The sequence below is a fragment of the Exiguobacterium sp. s102 genome (assembly GCF_018618635.1).
GTDB classification, from domain to species: Bacteria; Bacillota; Bacilli; order Exiguobacteriales; family Exiguobacteriaceae; genus Exiguobacterium_A; species Exiguobacterium_A oxidotolerans.
Genome location: NZ_JACSML010000008.1, coordinates 33,457 through 52,770, shown reverse-complemented (window position 1 = coordinate 52,770; position 19,314 = coordinate 33,457). Strand labels below are relative to the sequence as shown.

Annotated in this window: 17 protein-coding genes and 1 riboswitch; of the genes, 12 read left to right on the top strand and 5 right to left on the bottom strand. The window is 49.4% G+C overall.

Translation table 11 applies throughout. From position 1 onward, the window contains the following. Nucleotides 1-53: 53 nt before the first annotated feature. Nucleotides 54-152: riboswitch (TPP riboswitch) on the bottom strand. Between the two features lie 89 nt (nucleotides 153-241). From KNQ02_RS14545 to KNQ02_RS14535, 3 genes are all read right to left on the bottom strand, one after another. Beyond that, complete coding sequence (locus tag KNQ02_RS14545; RefSeq protein WP_214801721.1) at nucleotides 242-880, bottom strand: 50S ribosomal protein L25/general stress protein Ctc; 639 nt, start codon at nucleotides 878-880, stop codon at nucleotides 242-244. 372 nt (nucleotides 881-1,252) lie between these two features. After that, nucleotides 1,253-3,853, bottom strand: a complete 2,601-nt coding sequence (locus KNQ02_RS14540; RefSeq protein WP_214808986.1) for a DEAD/DEAH box helicase — start codon at nucleotides 3,851-3,853, stop codon at nucleotides 1,253-1,255. A 36-nt stretch (nucleotides 3,854-3,889) separates the two neighbouring features. Then, entirely contained in the window at nucleotides 3,890-4,930 is a 1,041-nt protein-coding gene (locus KNQ02_RS14535; protein WP_251132166.1) for a tyrosine-type recombinase/integrase, read from the bottom strand. A gap of 431 nt (nucleotides 4,931-5,361) precedes the next feature. On the opposite strand from KNQ02_RS14535, the gene KNQ02_RS14530 reads away from it, so the two are divergent. The 12 genes from KNQ02_RS14530 to KNQ02_RS14475 all read left to right on the top strand — a co-directional run bounded on the left by KNQ02_RS14530 (nucleotide 5,362) and on the right by KNQ02_RS14475 (nucleotide 17,534). Further along, the gene (locus tag KNQ02_RS14530) at nucleotides 5,362-5,763 is read left to right on the top strand and encodes a CoA-binding protein (RefSeq protein WP_088837166.1); all 402 of its coding nucleotides are present in this window, start codon (nucleotides 5,362-5,364) and stop codon (nucleotides 5,761-5,763) included. 159 nt (nucleotides 5,764-5,922) lie between these two features. After that, nucleotides 5,923-7,893 (top strand): DNA topoisomerase IV subunit B, encoded by a 1,971-nt coding sequence (gene parE, locus KNQ02_RS14525; protein ID WP_088837167.1) that lies wholly within the window; start codon nucleotides 5,923-5,925, stop codon nucleotides 7,891-7,893. Beyond that, on the top strand, nucleotides 7,886-10,291 hold the full coding sequence (gene parC / locus KNQ02_RS14520; protein WP_214808983.1) for a DNA topoisomerase IV subunit A: 2,406 nt from the start codon (nucleotides 7,886-7,888) through the stop codon (nucleotides 10,289-10,291). Before parE ends, parC begins: the two co-directional genes overlap by 8 nt. Nucleotides 10,292-10,587: 296 nt before the next feature. Continuing rightward, nucleotides 10,588-11,058, top strand: coding sequence for an NUDIX domain-containing protein (locus KNQ02_RS14515; protein ID WP_235195152.1), 471 nt, complete (start codon nucleotides 10,588-10,590; stop codon nucleotides 11,056-11,058). A gap of 262 nt (nucleotides 11,059-11,320) precedes the next feature. Further along, the gene (locus KNQ02_RS14510) at nucleotides 11,321-11,968 is read left to right on the top strand and encodes a hypothetical protein (protein ID WP_088837169.1); all 648 of its coding nucleotides are present in this window, start codon (nucleotides 11,321-11,323) and stop codon (nucleotides 11,966-11,968) included. Then, the gene (locus KNQ02_RS14505) at nucleotides 11,965-12,759 is read left to right on the top strand and encodes a DUF3307 domain-containing protein (protein ID WP_214808980.1); all 795 of its coding nucleotides are present in this window, start codon (nucleotides 11,965-11,967) and stop codon (nucleotides 12,757-12,759) included. The genes KNQ02_RS14510 and KNQ02_RS14505 overlap by 4 nt, the downstream gene beginning before the upstream one ends. A gap of 62 nt (nucleotides 12,760-12,821) precedes the next feature. Further along, nucleotides 12,822-13,373, top strand: coding sequence for a histidine phosphatase family protein (locus KNQ02_RS14500; protein WP_029330219.1), 552 nt, complete (start codon nucleotides 12,822-12,824; stop codon nucleotides 13,371-13,373). Then, on the top strand, nucleotides 13,370-14,236 hold the full coding sequence (locus tag KNQ02_RS14495) for a ComEC/Rec2 family competence protein (protein ID WP_088837171.1): 867 nt from the start codon (nucleotides 13,370-13,372) through the stop codon (nucleotides 14,234-14,236). Before KNQ02_RS14500 ends, KNQ02_RS14495 begins: the two co-directional genes overlap by 4 nt. 12 nt (nucleotides 14,237-14,248) lie before the next feature. After that, a complete protein-coding gene (locus KNQ02_RS14490) occupies nucleotides 14,249-14,464 on the top strand; it encodes a DUF3006 domain-containing protein (protein ID WP_157898482.1) in 216 nt (71 codons plus the stop codon). Nucleotides 14,465-14,602: 138 nt separating this feature from the next. Next, on the top strand, nucleotides 14,603-15,511 hold the full coding sequence (locus tag KNQ02_RS14485) for an AAA family ATPase (RefSeq protein WP_029330224.1): 909 nt from the start codon (nucleotides 14,603-14,605) through the stop codon (nucleotides 15,509-15,511). 2 nt (nucleotides 15,512-15,513) lie between these two features. Further along, nucleotides 15,514-16,560, top strand: coding sequence for a DUF58 domain-containing protein (locus tag KNQ02_RS14480; RefSeq protein WP_214808978.1), 1,047 nt, complete (start codon nucleotides 15,514-15,516; stop codon nucleotides 16,558-16,560). After that, nucleotides 16,557-17,534 carry a hypothetical protein gene (locus KNQ02_RS14475; protein ID WP_251132167.1) on the top strand — a complete coding sequence of 326 codons (978 nt, stop codon included), beginning with the start codon at nucleotides 16,557-16,559 and terminating at the stop codon, nucleotides 17,532-17,534. Before KNQ02_RS14480 ends, KNQ02_RS14475 begins: the two co-directional genes overlap by 4 nt. Before the next feature lie 218 nt (nucleotides 17,535-17,752). Here KNQ02_RS14475 and KNQ02_RS14470 read toward each other — a convergent pair whose 3' ends face one another. Both KNQ02_RS14470 and KNQ02_RS14465 read right to left on the bottom strand, forming a co-directional pair. Continuing rightward, a complete protein-coding gene (locus tag KNQ02_RS14470) occupies nucleotides 17,753-18,079 on the bottom strand; it encodes a hypothetical protein (protein WP_088837175.1) in 327 nt (108 codons plus the stop codon). 133 nt (nucleotides 18,080-18,212) lie between these two features. Further along, the gene (locus KNQ02_RS14465) at nucleotides 18,213-19,217 is read right to left on the bottom strand and encodes a helix-turn-helix transcriptional regulator (RefSeq protein ID WP_214808975.1); all 1,005 of its coding nucleotides are present in this window, start codon (nucleotides 19,215-19,217) and stop codon (nucleotides 18,213-18,215) included. Between the last annotated feature and the right edge of the window lie 97 nt (nucleotides 19,218-19,314).

Sequence of the window (19,314 nt, the reverse complement as noted above, 5' to 3'; positions counted from 1 at the left end):
CCCTCTATGAAAGAGAGCGGTCGCTGAATCTGCAAACATGCAGAAAAATTGAACGAATTACCGCTCCACTTTCCTACGCTAGTATGAACTAGATCAGGTTCAAAGGGTCCGAAGTGAATCGTCTCAGCCAATGGGCTCCCCTAGTGGATGTGCATATAGTGTGTACGCTATTTACTGTACCGACTCTACCGACAGTTGTCAATACAGATAAAAACCCTCCGCGAGGGGAGGGTAAGAAAAATTATTCTTTTTCTTTCGTTTGTTCTTCAGTAGAAACTTCTTCTGTCGCTTCAGCTGGTTCTTCAGCATCTGCTTCTTCGAGATCCGCTTCAAGTGTCGATTCGACGACGGCAACGACTTGAATGTCACCTTCCGTAACGATACGGTATTCTTTTTCTTCCGGTAAATCCGAAACCGATAGAGAATCACCGAGGTTAAGATTTGTCACATCGACTTCGACGCGTTCCGGTAATTTATCTGGTGTAGCTGCAACTGTTACTTTAAAGAGTGTTTGTGAAAGATATCCACCAAGTTTTGCACCAGCCGCTTCGCCGACGAGGACGATATCTGTTTCGACTTCTGTTTCTTCATCCATTTTAACAGCGATGAATTCAACGTGCTTGATTGTTGGTGTGAAGATATCCATATCGAGTTTGTTGATCAGTGTGTTGACTTTTTTACCACCGATTTGAAGTGCAACAAGTGCATTCTCACCATGTTCGCGAACGACTTTGATCAATGCTTTTTCGTCAAAGGCAATCGGTGTACTTTCCACTTTGTAACCATACACGACACCAAGAGCTTTTCCTTCATGACGTAATTGCTTTCTAAGTGAGCGTGGGCGTACTTCGCGTTCTTCTACTTTTAATGTTACTGACATGTTCATTTCCCCCTTGAATTTGGTATAGCCCTCAAAAGGTAATGAAGAAAGGAGTGGAACGAATCGTTCCGGATCAAGACGGTGCATCGAATGCTATTTCAAATTGATTTCATAAAAATGAAGATCGAAGTGAGTGGTTAGCATTTCTCTCCCAGGTCATTACGCTGATATTGAGAAACATGTGGTTGTAAAAGCAACTCGCTGATGCGGTGCTATGATAGTTATACCCCCGTAACATTAAAAGCTAAACATCAACCGGCGAAAAAACGATAGCCAGAAACCTGTTCTCCCTAGAGCAGCAACGGTTTACATCATGTAAAGAAATCATTGGACGAAGCAGCTCCCTTAAAAATATAGGCGGTGAACTTCCTCTTATTCAAGCAATTGAACCATCTCATCGACCGATAACGCAAGTGACGCCGGTTGTTCAAGTATGTCCGTCACGAGTGTCGCCTTCCGCTCCTGCAGCTCGATGATTTTTTCTTCGATCGTGCCTTTCGTGATTAATTTAATGACTTCGACCGTCTGTGTTTGTCCCATCCGGTGTGCCCGGTCAGCCGCTTGCTGTTCGACAGCCGGATTCCACCAACTGTCATATAAGATGACGGTATCCGCCGTCGCCAGGTTCAGTCCGGTGCCGCCCGCCTTCAGTGAAATCAAAAACAGATCGACTTCGCCTGCATTAAAACGGTCGCAGCGTTCGAGACGCTCCGCAATCGGTGTATCCCCGCGCAGTTCGAAATGAGGGAGGTGCAACTCATGCAGGTCGTCCCGAATCAAATCGAGCATTTTTGTAAACTGTGAAAAAATTAAGATCCGTTTGCCTGCTGCCCGTTTTTCTTGAATCAAGGCGAGCAACCGGTCCCGTTTCGCCGACCGGCCACGGTAGTTTTCGACGAACAACCGGGGGTCGCAACAGATTTGCCGGAGCCGGGTCAATCCGGCGAGTAACTTCATCCGTTCTTCCGGTTTTGACTGATCGAGATGCTGTAACGTCTCGAGCTGTAACTTTGCCAAGTGGGCGGCATAGAGTTTTTTCTGACCCGCCGTCAGTTCCGTGTACTGATGGACGACTTGTTTCGCCGGCAACTGTTGCAAAACATCTTTTTTCGTCCGGCGCAGCAAAAACGGTTCGACGAATTGTTGGACGTCCCGTGCTGACCAGTCGAGAAACCGTTGCCGGTCCGGCAAGAGTGTCGGGAAGACGACGTCAAAGATTGACCAGAGATCAAGCGTCTTGTTTTCGAGCGGCGTCCCCGTCAAGGCAAACCGCCGCGTCGCCCACAGTTGTTTTAAGCTGACCGTCGTCTGCGACCGTGGATTCTTCAGATGTTGTGCTTCATCAAAAAAGATACAATCGTAATGGATCGTTTGATGATTTTTGATGTCGAGCCGGAGCGACGGGTAGGAGATGATGAGAATGACGTCGTCCGGCAAGTCTTCGAGCTGTCGTAAGCGCGACGCACGACTTCCACTGAGCACATGGACGGTGCGTGTCGGAGCAAAGCGGCGCAGCTCTGCTGCCCAGTTGTAGAGGAGTGACGCCGGGGCGACGATCAAGACACGTGCACTCGGGAGCGTTTCGATATAACCGATGGCTTGAATCGTTTTGCCGAGTCCCATCTCGTCCGCTAAGATGCCATGACAGTCGTGTGCCGCAAGACTCTTGAAGAAGCGGACGCCGTCTTGCTGATACGGCAAAAGTTGTGTCGCGAGCGGTTCCGGTAACGCCAGTCGTTCTGTTTTTCCGGCTTTCATCTCGAGCAATCGTTCCTTCAGTTGACTGTGGACCGTCAAGAAGGCAGCCGGGGTCAACAGGGCCAAGTTCGGCACGGCAGGAACGGTCAATTCCGCTTCAAGTAACGTCTGTTCCGTCGCTTCGACTTCCTGTAACAGTCGTTTGATTTGCGTGAAGGCACGGTCTTCAAGCGACAGCAATTGTCCTGAACGTAAACGGTGGTACGTCTTTTGCGTCACGAGTGACGCAAGGACCGCCGACAGTTCTTGTTCTGAAATCCCGTCCATCGAAAACTTGAATGTCAACCAATCGAGTCGCTTCGTCACATTGACTTCAATTTTCGGATGGAATGGACCGGGGAGCAATGCCGTTTTGATACTCGCCGTCGCGTATAACTCGAGTTGACCGAGGGCAACCATCGGGTCAAGTAAACCTTTTAAGACAACGTAGTGATTACTTTCTCCTTCTACTACATAACGGGCTTGATCCGCGCGGAGTCCTGTCGCTTTCAAGTAACGCGTCACCGCCCGCTCCGTCGATAAGTCACGCCCGATCCAGCGTGTCGGAGTCAACGGGTTGACGGTTTTGCCGTCGTAATCAAACGTGACGACGACTTCCAGCCGGGTATTGATCCGGTCGAGAGCCAGTTTGACGCGAGGGGACCCGCTGACGAGTCGGCCCCGGACAGCGGCACTCATCCAGATGTCCGCCCGTTCCCGTAACCAGTCGCGGTCGTTCAGTAAACGGTCGAAGTAGGGCAGGGACAAGAGATAACTGCGTTGTGTCGTCAGGCTTTCGAGTGCAACCCCGCCGTCGCGGACGTCAAACCGGAGCTGCGCTTTATTTTCGCGCGTCAATGCCGCAAGATAGGTTGCAGCTGAGGCATCTTCAATTGTCGGTTGCGCTGAAAACGGTGTGATGGCCGGACGATTCGGTCCGGGCGTCCCGTAGGCTTGAATTTGTTGTAAGGCTAACAGCACCGCGACGATATGCCCGCAAAACGAGGCATCCATGGCGAGTGAGGGACAGTTGCATCCGGCGTCAACACCCGTTTCCCGGAGGTGGACGTGGACATGAAAACGTGTTTCACCGGCAACTTCCGCCTCGACGAATACATCACCCGGTGTGTAGTTGCGTAAGGTCACTTTTTTTGCCGTCACATACCGTTTTCCGCGGCGAAAGGCATAGGTATCTGACATTTGTTTGATTTTTCGTTCACTTAATCCAAAATTCATCTGTGGTCTCCTTTACTATAAGGTGACATAATACTATTATCGTTCACCATCAAATAATTCAATCGCCCGTTTTTTCTCCTGATCGCCGATATGGGCATAGACTTGAGTCGTCGCGACGGACTCGTGCCCAAGGAGTTGCTGAATCGTCAAGACATCGACGCCGCCTGTCGCGAGACGCGTCGCAAACGTATGCCGTAACTTGTGCGGTGTGATTTGTTTTCGTTCCAAAAACGGTAAGACCGATCGTAACCGATCGGTATGCCGCTTTAATATATGTTGGACCGCCCGCGGGCTGAGCGGTTTCCCTTGTTTTTCGAATACAGCATCTTTCCCACGCATCGACAACTGATAGTGCGCGGCATACTTTCTGAGGGCGACGCGTGCCGGTTGCGCAAGTGGGATGACCCGCTCCTTGTTGCCTTTACCAATCACCCGAATCGTCCCTTCATGAAAATCGAGATCGTTCCACGTCAATTGTGTCATCTCGCTGAGACGCATCCCGCTATAGCCGAGTAGCTGGAACAACGTCACGTCACGGACGCGGTCACGCTCATAATGGGCCGCCTCCCGCGGATTCATCTCAATGTTCGACGGCAGCAATTGAATCAATTCATCCCATTCACGTTTCGTTAAGTAGACCGGATCACGTTTTGCCTGTTTCGGACGGTTGATTTTTGCGACCGGGTTTTCCGACAGGACGCCGATGTCGATCAAATGGCGAAATAACGATTGTAACGCCGACAACTTCCGGTTGATGACACTCGGGGCATTGCCCTTCGTCAAGGCTAAGTATTCGGCGTAAGCCGCAATTCCCGCGCCGTCAATCTCAAGAAATGCCTCTTGCGTGATATCAATCGCCCGGACATCTTGACCTGACGCTGCAGCGACAAAACTAAAAAACGAATCAAAGTCATACACATACCGACGCATCGTTGCTTTTGAGAAATTTTTTGAAGCTAAGTGGTCGATGTAATCGCGAATAAATTCCGGCATTCGGTGATAGCCTGGTAGATCAACAGTATGGGCTGGAATTTGGACGGTTTTAACGGTTTTTCCTAGATTTTTAAATAAACTCATCAGTCTATTCCCCCTCTGACCTTACTATACCAAACGTTGGTAGACGGCACACTAGTTTGCGTGAAATAGTTATTTCACGCAATGTTAAATTGTCAGACAGGGAGCCCTCAGTTGCATCGACTTTCCGACTAACGGGTGACTGGTCAACTCGATGCAAATCAACGAAAGGTGTATTTTCTTATGTCAAACAGAACAATAATTGTATTATGTCACCTTGATAGAATGAATTCAGAAAAATATTCTTGATAACCAATTTCGCTCTCAGTTGCATCGAACATGACTTCGACAGGTGGTTGGTCGTCTCATTTTCGTACAGATCGTTTTTCGTTTTTTCTCGGAATTGTTGCAAACTTTTAGAAACACGGCTTAACCGAAAGTGATTCGGGTATAGACAAGAAGATTGACTCAATTACGTATAGGGGGAGAAATGAATGATTTCTGATCAACAAGCACGCCAATTACTAAAAGAAGCGAAACGGATTGCCGTCGTCGGGATTTCAAGTGATTCCGGGAAAACTGCGAACTGGATCGCCGATTATCTTGTGCAGCACGGGTACGAGGTCGTTCCCGTCAATCCGACGCTTGACGAATGGAACGGATTAAAAGTTTATCCGACGGTCGATAGCATCCCGGGTCATATCGATATCGTCGACGTGTTCCGTCGCTCCGAGTTTTTAGCGGACGCTGCAAAAGAAGCGGTTGCCCATGGCGACGTCGGGATGATTTGGAACCAGCTCGGTCTGTCGAGCGTCGAAGCGGAAAGTTTAGCGCTCGGGGCAGGAATCCCGTATATCGAAAATCGATGCATCAAAATCGAACACCAATACTTATGATTTCGAGTCAAATCAAGACACTTACTCAAACGCGAGTGAGTGTCTTTTTTACGTTCCCCCTTGTCAGATAGCAAGAAGATGCCTACAATTAGATACAGACTACTAGAAAAACGAACGAATGTTTGGAAAATCGGCGTTTTTCTATATGAGGTGAAAACTATGGCGACAGATTTAAACAATTATAATGACGATGCCATCCAGGTGCTCGAAGGACTCGAAGCTGTCCGGAAGCGCCCAGGTATGTATATCGGATCGACCGATCATCGTGGACTCCACCACTTGGTGTATGAGATCGTCGATAACGCAATCGATGAAGCCCTTGCCGGGTTCGGGGAACAGATCGATGTCACGATCCATAAAGATAACGCCATCACGGTCCGTGACCACGGGCGCGGGATGCCGACGGGAATGCACGCGTCGGGGAAACCGACGGCAGAAGTCATCTTCACCGTTCTCCACGCCGGCGGAAAATTCGGTCAAGGCGGTTATAAGACATCTGGTGGATTGCATGGTGTCGGTGCCTCCGTCGTCAATGCCTTATCCACAGACTTGAAGGTGACGATTTATCGTGACGGAAAACAGTTCGAGCAAACGTTTGAAAATGGCGGAATGCCTAAAACGACGTTACTTGAGACGGGAGCGACGCGTCAAAAAGGAACGGCTGTCTATTTTAAGCCGGATGCGAAAATTTTCAGTACCTTGACATACAACTACGAAACGCTCGCTGAACGTCTTCGTGAATCCGCTTTCCTCTTAAAAGGCTTGAAAATCACGTTGACGGACGAACGGTCCGACAAAGCAGATGTCTTCCAATACGAAGAAGGGGTCAGCGAGTTCGTCGGTTATTTGAACGACGACAAGGATGTCCTGCATCCGACGGTCGCGTTTGAAGGCGTCGAAAACGAAATCGAAGTCGATATCGCGTTCCAGTTCACGGACGCCTACTCGGAAAACGTCCTGTCGTTCGTCAATAACGTCCGGACGCGTGACGGCGGAACCCATGAAGTCGGTTCGAAAACGGCAATGACCCGCGTTATGAACGAATATGCCCGTAAAAATAGTTTATTAAAAGAAAAAGATAAAAATCTCGACGGCAATGATATCCGGGAAGGCTTGACGATGATCGTCTCGATTCGGATTCCGGAAGAATTCCTCCAGTTCGAAGGACAAACGAAGTCAAAACTCGGTTCTCCTGAAGCACGGACGAGTTGTGACGCCGTCATCAGCCGCCGTCTGTCGACGTACCTCGAAGAAAACCCGCAAACGGCGACTTTGCTCATTAAAAAAGCCATTCGTGCGGCACAAGCTCGCGAAGCAGCCCGCAAAGCCCGGGAAGAAGCGCGCAACGGCAAGAAAAAGAAACGTTCCAGCATCTTAAACGGGAAATTGACACCGGCCGCTTCAAAAAACGCCGACAAAAATGAATTGTTCCTCGTCGAGGGAGATTCTGCCGGCGGTTCGGCAAAACAAGGACGGAATCGGACGTTCCAAGCGATTTTGCCACTGCGCGGGAAAGTCCTGAATACGGAAAAAGCGAAACTTGCGGACATCATGAAGAATGAAGAAATTAACATGATCATCCATGCCATCGGAGCCGGGGTCGGGGCAGATTTCGACTTGTCCGACTGTAATTTCGATAAGGTCATCATCATGACCGATGCCGATACCGATGGGGCCCACATTCAAGTCCTCCTGCTGACGTTTTTCTTCCGTTACATGCGTCCGTTGATTGACGCCGGAAAAGTCTTCGTCGCTTTACCTCCGCTGTATCGTGTCTCGAAAGGTAAGGGGAAAACGGAGAAGTTCGAGTATGTCTGGGATGAAGACACACTTGCGAAAACAACGAAAAAGTATGGTAAAGGCTATATGATCCAACGCTACAAAGGACTTGGTGAGATGAATGCTCCTCAACTCTGGGAAACGACGATGGATCCCGAGACCCGGACTTTGATTCGCGTCACGATCGACGACGCCGCCGTTGCTGAAAAACGTGTTTCCGTCTTGATGGGCGATAACGTCGGCCACCGCCGGTCATGGATTGAAGATAACGTCGCGTTCGGACTCGCGGAAGACATCTCAATCATTGAAAATGAACACGTGACGAAAGCGAGTGTGACAAAGCATGTCTAATCTACAAAATATCTTAAATTTATCGCTCGAACAGGTCGTCGGTGACCGGTTCGGACGTTATTCGAAATACATCATTCAAGACCGGGCTTTACCGGATGCGCGCGACGGGCTCAAACCCGTCCAGCGGCGTATTCTCTATGCGATGCATACGGAAGGGAACCTGTATGACCGCGCGTACCGGAAGTCTGCCAAGACGGTCGGGGTCGTCATCGGCAATTACCACCCTCACGGCGACTCGTCTGTCTATGAGGCGATGGTCCGCTTGAGTCAGGAGTGGAAGTTACGGTACCCGCTCGTCGACATGCAAGGGAACAATGGATCGATTGACGGCGATAGCGCGGCCGCAATGCGGTATACGGAAGCACGTCTCTCGAAAGTCTCAAGCTTGATTCTAGACGGCATCAATAAACAGACGGTCGATTATACCCTCAATTTTGATGATACGACGGAAGAACCACTCGTTTTACCTTCGTTATTACCGAACTTGTTGATGAACGGCTCGACCGGGATTTCTGCCGGATACGCAACAGAGATTCCTCCGCACCACGCGGGCGAAGTCCTCGACGCGGCAATCGGTCGCATCTCAGGCACGGTCAATGACGTCAACGACCTGCTGACACACATGCAAGGACCTGATTTCCCGACTGGTGGCGTCGTGCAAGGGCTCGACGGGATCAAAAAAGCGTTCGAAACAGGACGCGGGAAAGTCATCATCCGGTCGCGGGCGACAATCGAGACACTCCGCGGGGGACGTCAGCAAATCGTCATCACGGAACTGCCATACGAAGTCAACAAAGCAAATCTCGTCAAACGGATGGAAGAATTACGCCTCGACCGTAAAGTCGAAGGAGTGGCTGAAGTCCGCGATGAAACGGACCGCGACGGACTGCGTGTCGTCATCGAACTGAAAAAAGAGGCTGATGCAGAGGGGATTTTACATTTTTACCTCAAACAAACCGACCTCCAAGTCGCCTATAACTACAATATGGTCGCCATCCATGAGCGGACACCGCGTCAAATGGGTGTGCTCGCCTTACTGGATGCTTATTTAAGCCACGTCAAGGAAGTCGTCATCCGCCGGACAACGTTTGATCTCGATCAAGCGAAACGCCGCCAGGAAGTCGTTTCTGCCTTGATGACAGCGATTTCCGTCCTCGATGAGACACTTCGTCTGATTCGGGCTGCGACGAACAAAGCGGAAGCAAAAGAGAACCTGATCGAACGCTTCGCCTTCTCGGACCGACAAGCGGAAGCTGTCGTCATGCTCCAACTGTATCGCCTGACAAATACGGACATCGTCGAATTGCAGGAAGAGGCTGAAAAACTCGAGAAGGAAGTCACGCGTCTCGAGAAAATCTTGAACGATGAGAAGACGCGGAACCGCCTCATCATTAAAGAATTGAGCATCTTAAAGGATCAAGTCGCGGATGAACGCCGTTCGACCGTCGAAGCCGAGGTCGAAGAACTGAAGCTGAAGACGGAAGTCATGATCGCCGTCGAAGAAACGATGGTCTTCATGTCGAAAAACGGCTATATCAAACGCTCGTCGCTCCGGTCATTCGGTGCCTCGAACGACCTCCCGGAGATGAAGGAACAGGATCGTCTGCTCTATCAAGGGCAAGCGATGACGACCGATCATGTCATCGTCTGGACGATACGCGGTAATTACTTATTGATTCCGGTCCATCAGCTCCCAGATACGAAATGGAAGGATGGCGGACAACACGTCGCGAATCTCGTACCACTCGAACCGGGTGACCGTGTCCTCTCGATCGATCTCGTCCGGACGTTCGACGAAACGTCACATTGTCTGTTCGTCACTCGCCAAGGAATGGTCAAACGATCGAAACTGAGCGATTACAATGCCCAGCGGAAGTCGAAACCATTGCAAGGCGTCCGCTTAAAAGCAGATGACGAGGTCCTCTATGCTGCGGTCTCGACTGGCGAGAAACAATTGTTCCTCGCAACGCAAAACGGCTTTGGTCTTTGGTTCACGGAAGACGATGTACCGGTCGTCGGCGTTCGGGCAGCAGGTGTCAAAGCCATCAACCTGAAGGATGATGATGTCGTCGCAGGGGCGATTGCCTTTATGCAAGCACCGAATATCGTCTTACTGACACAGCGGGGTGCCTTGAAGAAGATGCGCCTTTCGGATCAGTTCCAAATCACGAATCGTGCCTTACGTGGTCAGCAATTGTTGCGTGATTTAAAATCAAAACCACACCAGGTGGCAGCATTACTTGATGTAACGAATCAAAAAGAACTCCTTTTAATCGGAAAAGAACAGGAAAAATCGATTCAAATCGGTTCCTTGTCTTATCTCGATCGCTTATCGAATGGTTCGTTTGCGTATGATGAAGAAAAATTCGGTCCACTCGTTGACTGGTATACCGTTTGACGGTCAGACGTCCCTCACGATGAAGCGTGGGGGACGTCTTTTTTTCTGTCTTTTTGTAGGAAATGTCGTCTTTTTAATCATTTTTTTAGATTATTTCCACAAATTATCGGTGAATCTTTAGTTTACAAATTGAAAGAGTGACCAATAACCGCTACAATAAAAGAAAATGGTCAGGTCAAGCATGTCACATCAGACGCGAAGCGGTTCGAAGCGTAGCTTATATGTATTTCTCAAGCAGCTACGGATCCGTCCTTAGCTGCTTTTGTGCCATCTGCCTAACTGGAGAGGTGATGAAGATGAAATTCAGACGACGCGAAAAAGTAGCAATCTATATCACACGGGAACAACCAGAGGGATGGGAACTACTTGTTTTTCATCCACAATCAGCTCCAGATAGTGACTGGCAGATTCCTGCCGGGACGATTGAAGACGCAGAAATCGCCAAGGAAGCAGCCGTCCGCGAGACGTTGGAAGAAAGTGGTCTATCACTTGCGACCGTTCAATACGTTGGCGAAGAAGAGATGCGTTACCCGGAGCGGATGCGGGTCCATTACACATATTTCTATCATGCCCATATCGAATGCCAAGAAAACAGATGGACGCATTGTGTTGCGGGTGACGGTCAAGATTGCGGTGATTTTTTCCATTTCGCCTGGTTGCCGCTTGATCGCATCACACAGCTCGAACGCCGGCATCATATTTTTCTTGATCGGCTCATTCATCGGTTGGAACGTAATCAACCATATGATTGTCGCAAACACGGCTAATGTCGTGTTTTTTGTTTTGTCTCACTATATTGAGTTTACCTTACTTATGAGACATAATTATTTAACTATTGATAATATATGTTATGTTAACTAGCAAAGAAAAATAATTTTTTTGCATGTCCCCCATAAAAAATAGTCAGTTTGCCCCTTTGTTTTTTACATCCAGCCCTGTTACTCTAAATACAGTAACAAATCACTTGTTACCTTTATGTCGGTAACATTACGGTTGTAACCGGATTATCAGTAACAAAGGAGGAATTTGATGCAAGCCGTCGCCATTTCATTTGACGTCAAAAACTCACGCACTTTTCCGCACAAAGAAGAATTATTGCAGACACTCCGGACGTTAGCGGAGCAATTAAATGATCAGTTTAAAGACGCACTCGTCCCATTTCAAATCAAGTCTGGAGACAGCTTACTCGGTGTTTTCCAAAGCTACCCAATCTGTTATCCTGTTTTACTCGAACTCGTTAATAGTCCGCTCGACGGTTATGTCGGAGTCGGATTTGGTCAATATGAAACGCTTTCGACGACAGAAGCCGACGAAGCGAACGGTAGCGCCATCATTTTTGCCTTCGAAGCGCAAGAGGCGGCCAAAAAATCAGACAATCAAATCGTTTTCGCCGGCCCCCCTTATTTCCCGGCTGCTTTACTAACAGGCTATGTCGATATGCTGTATCCCGCTTATTTTGGGAAAACAGATCGTCAAGTCGAGCTCCATACACTGATGGACCGATTCCCGGACGCAACGTATGAAGAAATCGGACTAAAAATGGGTTTTCAAGAAAAAGATGCCCGAATTAACGTCGCGAAACTTGTTGCCCGCTCGCAACGTAAACAACGGAAGCAACTCGAAACGGCTTTTATACAAGCGCTCGAGCAACTCCAAGTCTGGGAGGCGATTGGATGAATTTACTGTTGAGCCTTCTGATTGCCCATCTCATTGCCGATTTCTCGCTGCAAGGTAAACGGATCGCGGAGCACAAGCACCGGAAGCTTCGCCCCCTGCTCGTCCATCTCGGGATACATAGCCTCTGTACAGCGGCTGTCTTAAGTTATTTTTACCTGACCGGACAATTCGAGCTCGTAAGTGCCCTGTATCTCTTCAGTGCGATTATTGGATCACACGCCGTCATTGACCGCTCGCAACTCAAGCGGATCATCAAACCGGCACCGGCTTTTTGGATTGATCAACTGTTACATATCGGCATCATTATTGGTCTGATTGCGGTGATGTTCCCGATCAGTTGGCCAAGTGCCATCACCCTCTCCTTCCAAGTGCTTTGGATCATCATGTGGAGCCTGGTTGCGACGGAACTGGTCGGACGGGGCATCGCCCCCTTGCTGCTACCGTTCGCTCCCCGATTGATTGAATCCCATTTCGAGCGGAAAGTGACTCGTAAGGAACAATTGAACGGGATCAGCCGTTCCGTCACCCACGAGGTTGAGGATTCGGCCCGCAGTTACACGACAGAGATTAATGGCGTTGGTCGCTATATCGGTCTCGTCGAGCGGGCAATCATCGTTATTCTCGTCGCCGTCAATGCGGTTGGTGCAATCGGCTTCATCATCGCTCTCAAAGCATTGGCGCGGTTCAAGCAGTTTGAAGACCGCCGTTTTGCGGAATATTATATCATCGGCAGTTTACTTAGTATTTTGAGCGCACTCCTCTGCGGAATCGCCATTCGCTTCGTATTATAGAACGAGAAAGAAAGTGAGGTGAGACGGCTTCCTGGCTTTACCAGAAAGACCGTCGAACAAAAATGAAAACAATTGGATTAGTCAGACACCACCGGGTCACAGAAGGATATCCGACGAAAGGTTGGATTAGCGCTTCCGATATCGAAGCTTGGATTGAACGGTACGATAGCTCGGCGATCGATGTCAAACCGGTCGAACTCGGACAGACGGACTGGACGATCTGTTATGCGAGCAGTATGCCGCGGGCGATCCAGACAGCGGAGAGTGTCTATGAGGATGAGATCATCGTGACCGACCTTTTACGGGAAGTGCCGTTCCCGACAATCAATTCCCGGATTCGCCTCCCCTTCCTCGCCTGGGCGATCATCGGTCGGCTTGTCGCTCCGTTCAGCAAACGGATTCAGGCGCAGATTAAAGATGCCAACCAACGCATTGAAGTGTTGTTGAATCAATTGGCGTTCGAGAATAATGAACGCGTTCTCCTCGTCGGTCACGGCGGAATGATGTTATTGATGCGGACGGCACTGAAAAAACGTGGTTACACCGGCCCCCGCTTCCGTCACCCGCGCAACGGGATGCTCTATCAATTTGAAAAGAGTGAGGTTAGACGATGAAATGGGCTTCGACGATTCTGCTCGCCCTCGGTCTCATCATCATTTTCTATATGACGCGGGAGGACGAAGCGCTACGCACCGACCGCGCCGAAACGACGGTCTCGGTATACGGATTTGATGTCGGACAAGGTGACAGCACCTTCATCCGGACGAAGACGGACGCGATTTTGATTGATGGCGGCAACAATGGGAAAGGAGATGACGTTGTCCGCTACTTAAAAGCGCTTGGGGTGAGACGCATAACAGCCGTCATCGCGACCCACCCTGACGCCGATCACATCGGCGGACTCGACACCGTCCTTGAAGCATTTGATGTCGACCAAGTCTACGCCCCGCGTGTCAATCACACGACCGATACCTATCGTGACTTTTTGCTTGCTGTTAAAAATGAAGGGGTGACAATCAAAACGGCGAAAGCCGGCGTCGTCATTCCGAGTGAATCAGCCGATTTTGAGATCATCGCTCCTTTGACGGACGGGACCCGTGATTTAAACAGTTGGAGTGCCGTCCTGAAGATGACGCACGAGGAGAATACGTTCCTCTTCATGGGGGACGCGCCGACTCGGACGGAGCAACAATTACTAACAGCCGGAATTGACGTCAAGGCAGATGTCTTAAAGATTGGTCATCACGGTGCCGATACATCGTCGTCGATTCCATTTCTGCAAGCGGTCCACCCTGAACGTGCCTTAATTTCAGCGGGAGAAGGAAATGCCTACAACCATCCCCGACCGATAGTCATGAATGCCTTAGCAGCAGAGAGCATCACAATCGACCGGACGGACCGGATGGGGACGATTGAATACACATCGGATGGGACGGCGATTACCGTCACAAGTCGCAAAGACTTCCGTCCGAACTAAGGAGGCATGACGATGAAGATGACGGTCACAGCTTTCGAGGAGGCATTCGCCTTGTGTGAGACGGAAGCACGGGAAACGATTCAACTCCCGCGAGAACGACTGCCGGTCGCAGCAGAAGTCGGCGATCGGCTGGAATGGCAAGGGCGCTCGATCCGGATTTTACGTACCGAGACGGTGGCGCGTCGCCAGGAAATCGACCAGTTGATGGATGAACTGTTTGAGGATTGACGCAGGAAGCAGACACAGCGTGTCTGCTTTTTTACGGATTAATGGAATTATTTAGAAGGAATATCGAGAATTACTGGCGGTTTTATCTGAATTTTCGTACACTTTAGTGAGAAGAAGAAAACAAGGGGGAATTATTTTATGTTTCAACAACTACGTACATCCTTAAAACAATCCGTCCTCGGGCAGGACCATGTCATCGATCATCTGTTGATCGGCATGCTCGCCGAAGGACATGTCTTACTGGAAGATCGACCGGGTACCGGCAAGACGACACTCGCTAAGGCATTGGCGCAGTCGCTCGATGCGAAGTTTTCACGTGTCCAGTGTACAGCTGATACGCTACCGACCGATTTACTCGGAATGGAGTTGTTCAATCCGTTGACCGGCTCATTCGAACAACGATTCGGTCCTCTGTTCGCCAACATCGTCCTCGTCGATGAAATCAACCGGACGACCCCGCGCACCCAATCAGCGCTCCTTGAAGCGATGGCGGAAGCACAAGTCACAATCGGTGACACGTCCTATACGTTACCGCAACACTTTTTTGTCATCGCGACACAAAACCCGTTCGATGGACAAGGAACGTTCCCGTTGCCTCAAGCTCAGCTCGATCGTTTTCTATTCAAACTTTCGTTCACGCCGCTCGACCGGACTGCTGAAAAAGCACTTTTGCGGGGCGCGCATCTCGAGGCGATGGATCTTCATCTCCCACTCGAGCAATTGAACGCCTGGAAACAGGAAGTCGCAGCCGTAACCATCGAAGATACGGTCGAGGACTACCTCCTTGATGTATGTGACGCCCTACGAGCGCACCGTGACATCGAAATCGGTCCAAGTCCGCGGGCGACGCTCGCCTTGCTGAAAGCGGCAAAAGCACGCGCCTGGATGCATGAGCGGAATTACGTGACGCCGGAAGATATCAAGAGCTTGGCCACCCCCTTGCTCGCCCACCGTCTCGTCTTGACCCTTGAAGCGACGTTAAAGATGACGAATGAACGACTCGTCAAACAAACCCTTGAATCTTTGACTGTACCGACTGAGGTGTAACCATGCAATTGATTACACCTAAAGCATTCCATCCCATCTTCTTATTTCTCGTCGGGGTAAGTGGTGTCTTTTGCGCCCTATATGGTTCACTCGTCCTCGCCAGTCTATTCGTCGCCTATGTCCTCTACGGCTGGTATATGCCGAAGTGTCTCGAATACTTAGCTAATCAGATCGACGTCCGACTGGTCGAAACGACACGTGCCTTTCGTGACGATGAACTCGCCATCCCGTTTGCTTTAGAAAACCGGGCAAGGTTTCCGCTCGGTAAAGTCACTGTATCCGGCTTGCTCGGGGATCAGGTCCGAATCGATGGTGCAGGCAGTCAATTTTGGCGGCATCATCTGTTCGTCGGTAAAAATCAAATCGTTCCGTTCGAAATTGACGTCATCGCCGCACATCGCGGAACGATTCGGATTCAGTCGTTCGATGTGATGATTTCAGATCCGTTCCATACGATGACGGTCTACTTGACATTACCGATTCAACAACTCGGGCATGTCTTCCCGGACTTCGCCCCTGCTTCCGTCGAATGGAACGAACGGCAAATCCCCGGTGAGACGGTTGATCGGTCGAGCCCGTTCACGGACCGATCGAGCTTTCATTCCGTCCTCCCTTATGCGGGAGACGCCAAGACAATTTACTGGTCAGCATATGCGAAGACGAGCGAACTCTATTCCTATCAATACGACCGTGTCCGGAATCATGATTATGCCGTCATCATCGACGGTCTGTCCGGTGACGGATTGTCCTTACGGAGTGACTTTGAAAAACTGCTGTCCCGTGGTGCAACAATCATCCGGGAACTTGAAAAACAAGGTGCCTCTTACAGTCTTTGGATTTCGATGGTCAATCGGGATGGTCAGTGGTATCATGTTCCGTCCGGAAAAGGAAAGGAACAGTTTTTACGGACGATGGAGTGTTTGGCGCGCCTGTCAGAGTACGACTTACCGCTTGAGCGCCGCTACTTCATGAAACGTCTCCAACGGGCCGTCCCGTCGACGACTGCCGCGATCCACCTCGGTCATCGGCAAAAGGAGGTGAGCGCATGATGTTGCTCTGGTGGTTACTCATCATCAGTCTCTTACAGACGATGGCACTCCCGTTGCTTGCCTTTGCGCTGCTTGCCGTCCTACCCGTTCGGAAAGTCCGGATTCTTCTGCAAGTGATTGCTGCGCTCGCCCTGTTTTATGTATCACCATTGATCAGCATCTTCTTATTGTTAGCGACTGCGATCGGTGCCTTCCTCGAGACGATCGAACTCGAGTACCGCTTTGCTTTGACGGGTGCTGTCTTCGTCGGGATTTGTTTCTTGTACCCCGGACTGACACCACCGCTCCTCGCCTATGTCTTGCTTGGTCTACTCGTCCTGACGCCATTCTTAAAGCGACATTTCGTCGAGTGGCGCCGGATTTTGACGAGCGTCACGCTCGCCTTCGGACTTAGCTTTTTGCTCGTTTTCCTTCTTCGCCTGATGAAGGAAGCATTGTTCGGATCCGTCGCAAATTTAATGCGCCCCGCCTTCGAGATATTCGGTTCACTCTTTACGTGGACGATTCCGCTTTCGGAAAAGGTCGATGAAAAAATGCAGACTGGTGCAAACCTCGGCAACATGGAAGCGGTCGAACCCATCAAACAAGGGGCAATGAACGCCGCGACGGTCCAGGTGTTTAATTATGCCGCCCTCGGACTGGCTCTCCTCGTCGTCGGACTGATGTTCTATTTCCTCCGTAAACGACGCGTCGTCACGGTGGAGCAGGACGAGATCGTCCGACCAACCGCCAAAAAGCGGACGAAGGTCGCGAAAAAGCACAGTCAGCATCCGTTGCTCCAACTCGCCTCGCAATTGGAGCAAGCCTTTCCACGCAAACGCGATGAGACGACATACGAATGGCTTGAGCGAATCACCTTCCCGGAAGTCGAGCGCAATGCCCGCTTGATCGACGGAATCGAGTTTAGTCAAAGTGAACCCGCCTATGATTTACAAGTTTTCCGTCGTCAGGTTCGGGAACGTATTGAACAATAAAAAAAATCTCCATCTCTGTAACAGAGAATGGAGATTTTTCATTTAGTTGAATCAATTTTCGATGCTTTACGTGCGATGACGACGATAAAGACGATTGCACCGACAGGAAGCACTAACGGCATCCAGTCGAGGATATACTGTGTGTTCATGGTATCCCCCCTTATTGGCATGAGCTATAAGCGTAGCATATTCCAAATAACGGGATGATGCAAGTCTCGTTACAGCCGTGGTAAGACCGAATAAGCGATTGAATAATACAGTAAAATACTCGTTGCAAGCGAATAGACGACAAGAATTACCGGGATATGTTTGAGTTGACCACGACGTTTAAAGAGACGAATCGAAAAGACTGTAATGGCTAGTGCAAAGAGTGGACTAAAACCAAAAATGACGATATCCATCGTTTCTAATAGTTCTTCCGCAAAAAGTAAGTTAAAAGCGAAAATAAACAATAAGTACCAGGAAGTATAGGATAGACAGACGAAGAATAGATACAATAGTCCATCCATCCAGCCCCGTGTACGGCGATTTTCCATCTGTTGCATGACGTTCCTCCTACATAAGTATCAGATACCCTTAATAGTAGACGGAAAAGATACGCGAAAATATTCAAATATGAATATACGACAAAAAACGACAAAAAGTGTCCTTTCACTTGCAAGGACACTTTTCGCAGCATTAGTTTACAACAGAACTTTTCTGATAGATTCGCGCCAACTGAAGGACCTTCTCTTTAAAGGTTTCACGACGGATGCTCGGTTCGATGATTTCAGCTTGGTTAGCAAATTGAATCAACCATATCATGAAGCCTTCCGAGAAGAGGGCACTGACTTTAACCTCGAACCATTCCTCGTCGATTCGTCGACAGCGGATATCCGTCCCGAATCGATCGACGACCGTCGGCATGACGCTTTCGTGAAATTTTAACGTCAGTTGCTCATCTTCCCCTCCGTACATGTTGAACATGTTACTCAAGTAGGAAGGATCCACCTCGACCGGAGTCTCTGCAGGTTCGAATACACTGCACTGGACGATCCGGTCGACACGATATGTCCGAATCTGCTGGACACGTTCATCACGACCGATTAAGTAATAGTTCCCGTTATCGACAATTAGGTGCGCTGGTGTGACGAGATAAAAATCACCATCTCGGCGGAGCTCGAACTTCCGCGTCCGTTCATTAAACTTCCCTTGGTACTGAAAGCTGATGATTTCTTGTTCCGTAATCGCCTTTTGAATCGTATCGATCGAGAACGGAATCATTCCTTTTGGTTTTTTTACCGTATGGATGACGGGGTTCAACGTCTTCGCCAACCGCTCGCTCGTCAATGATTGAATCGTTCGAACAAGCGCCTTCGTCTCACTTTCCGAAATGAATTTCGCACTTGCAATCGCGTCGACGAGTAAACGCAACTGGTGATGCTCAAACCGCCGGCTGACGAGATGATATGGCGTCGCCAGTCCATTTTTCGTCTCTTCTTTGACGACATCAAACCCTGCTTTCGCGAGGGCCTCAATATCGTCCTTCAGCGATTTTCTTGATAATTTTTCAATCAATCCTCGTTTTGATAAAGCGATACTCAAGTCTTCTAACGTCAAGGTCTCCTCTTCGTCCGAGTATTTTTCAAAAATATCCCGAACAGCCAGTAAGCGATCACGGTTTGATAATTTTTCAGTAGGCACGGTACATCCTCATTTCCTATCGTTACGGTATTTGATTATACTTCGAGTATACCGTAAATAAATAATAATATTAACAATAAATTGGTAAAATTTATAT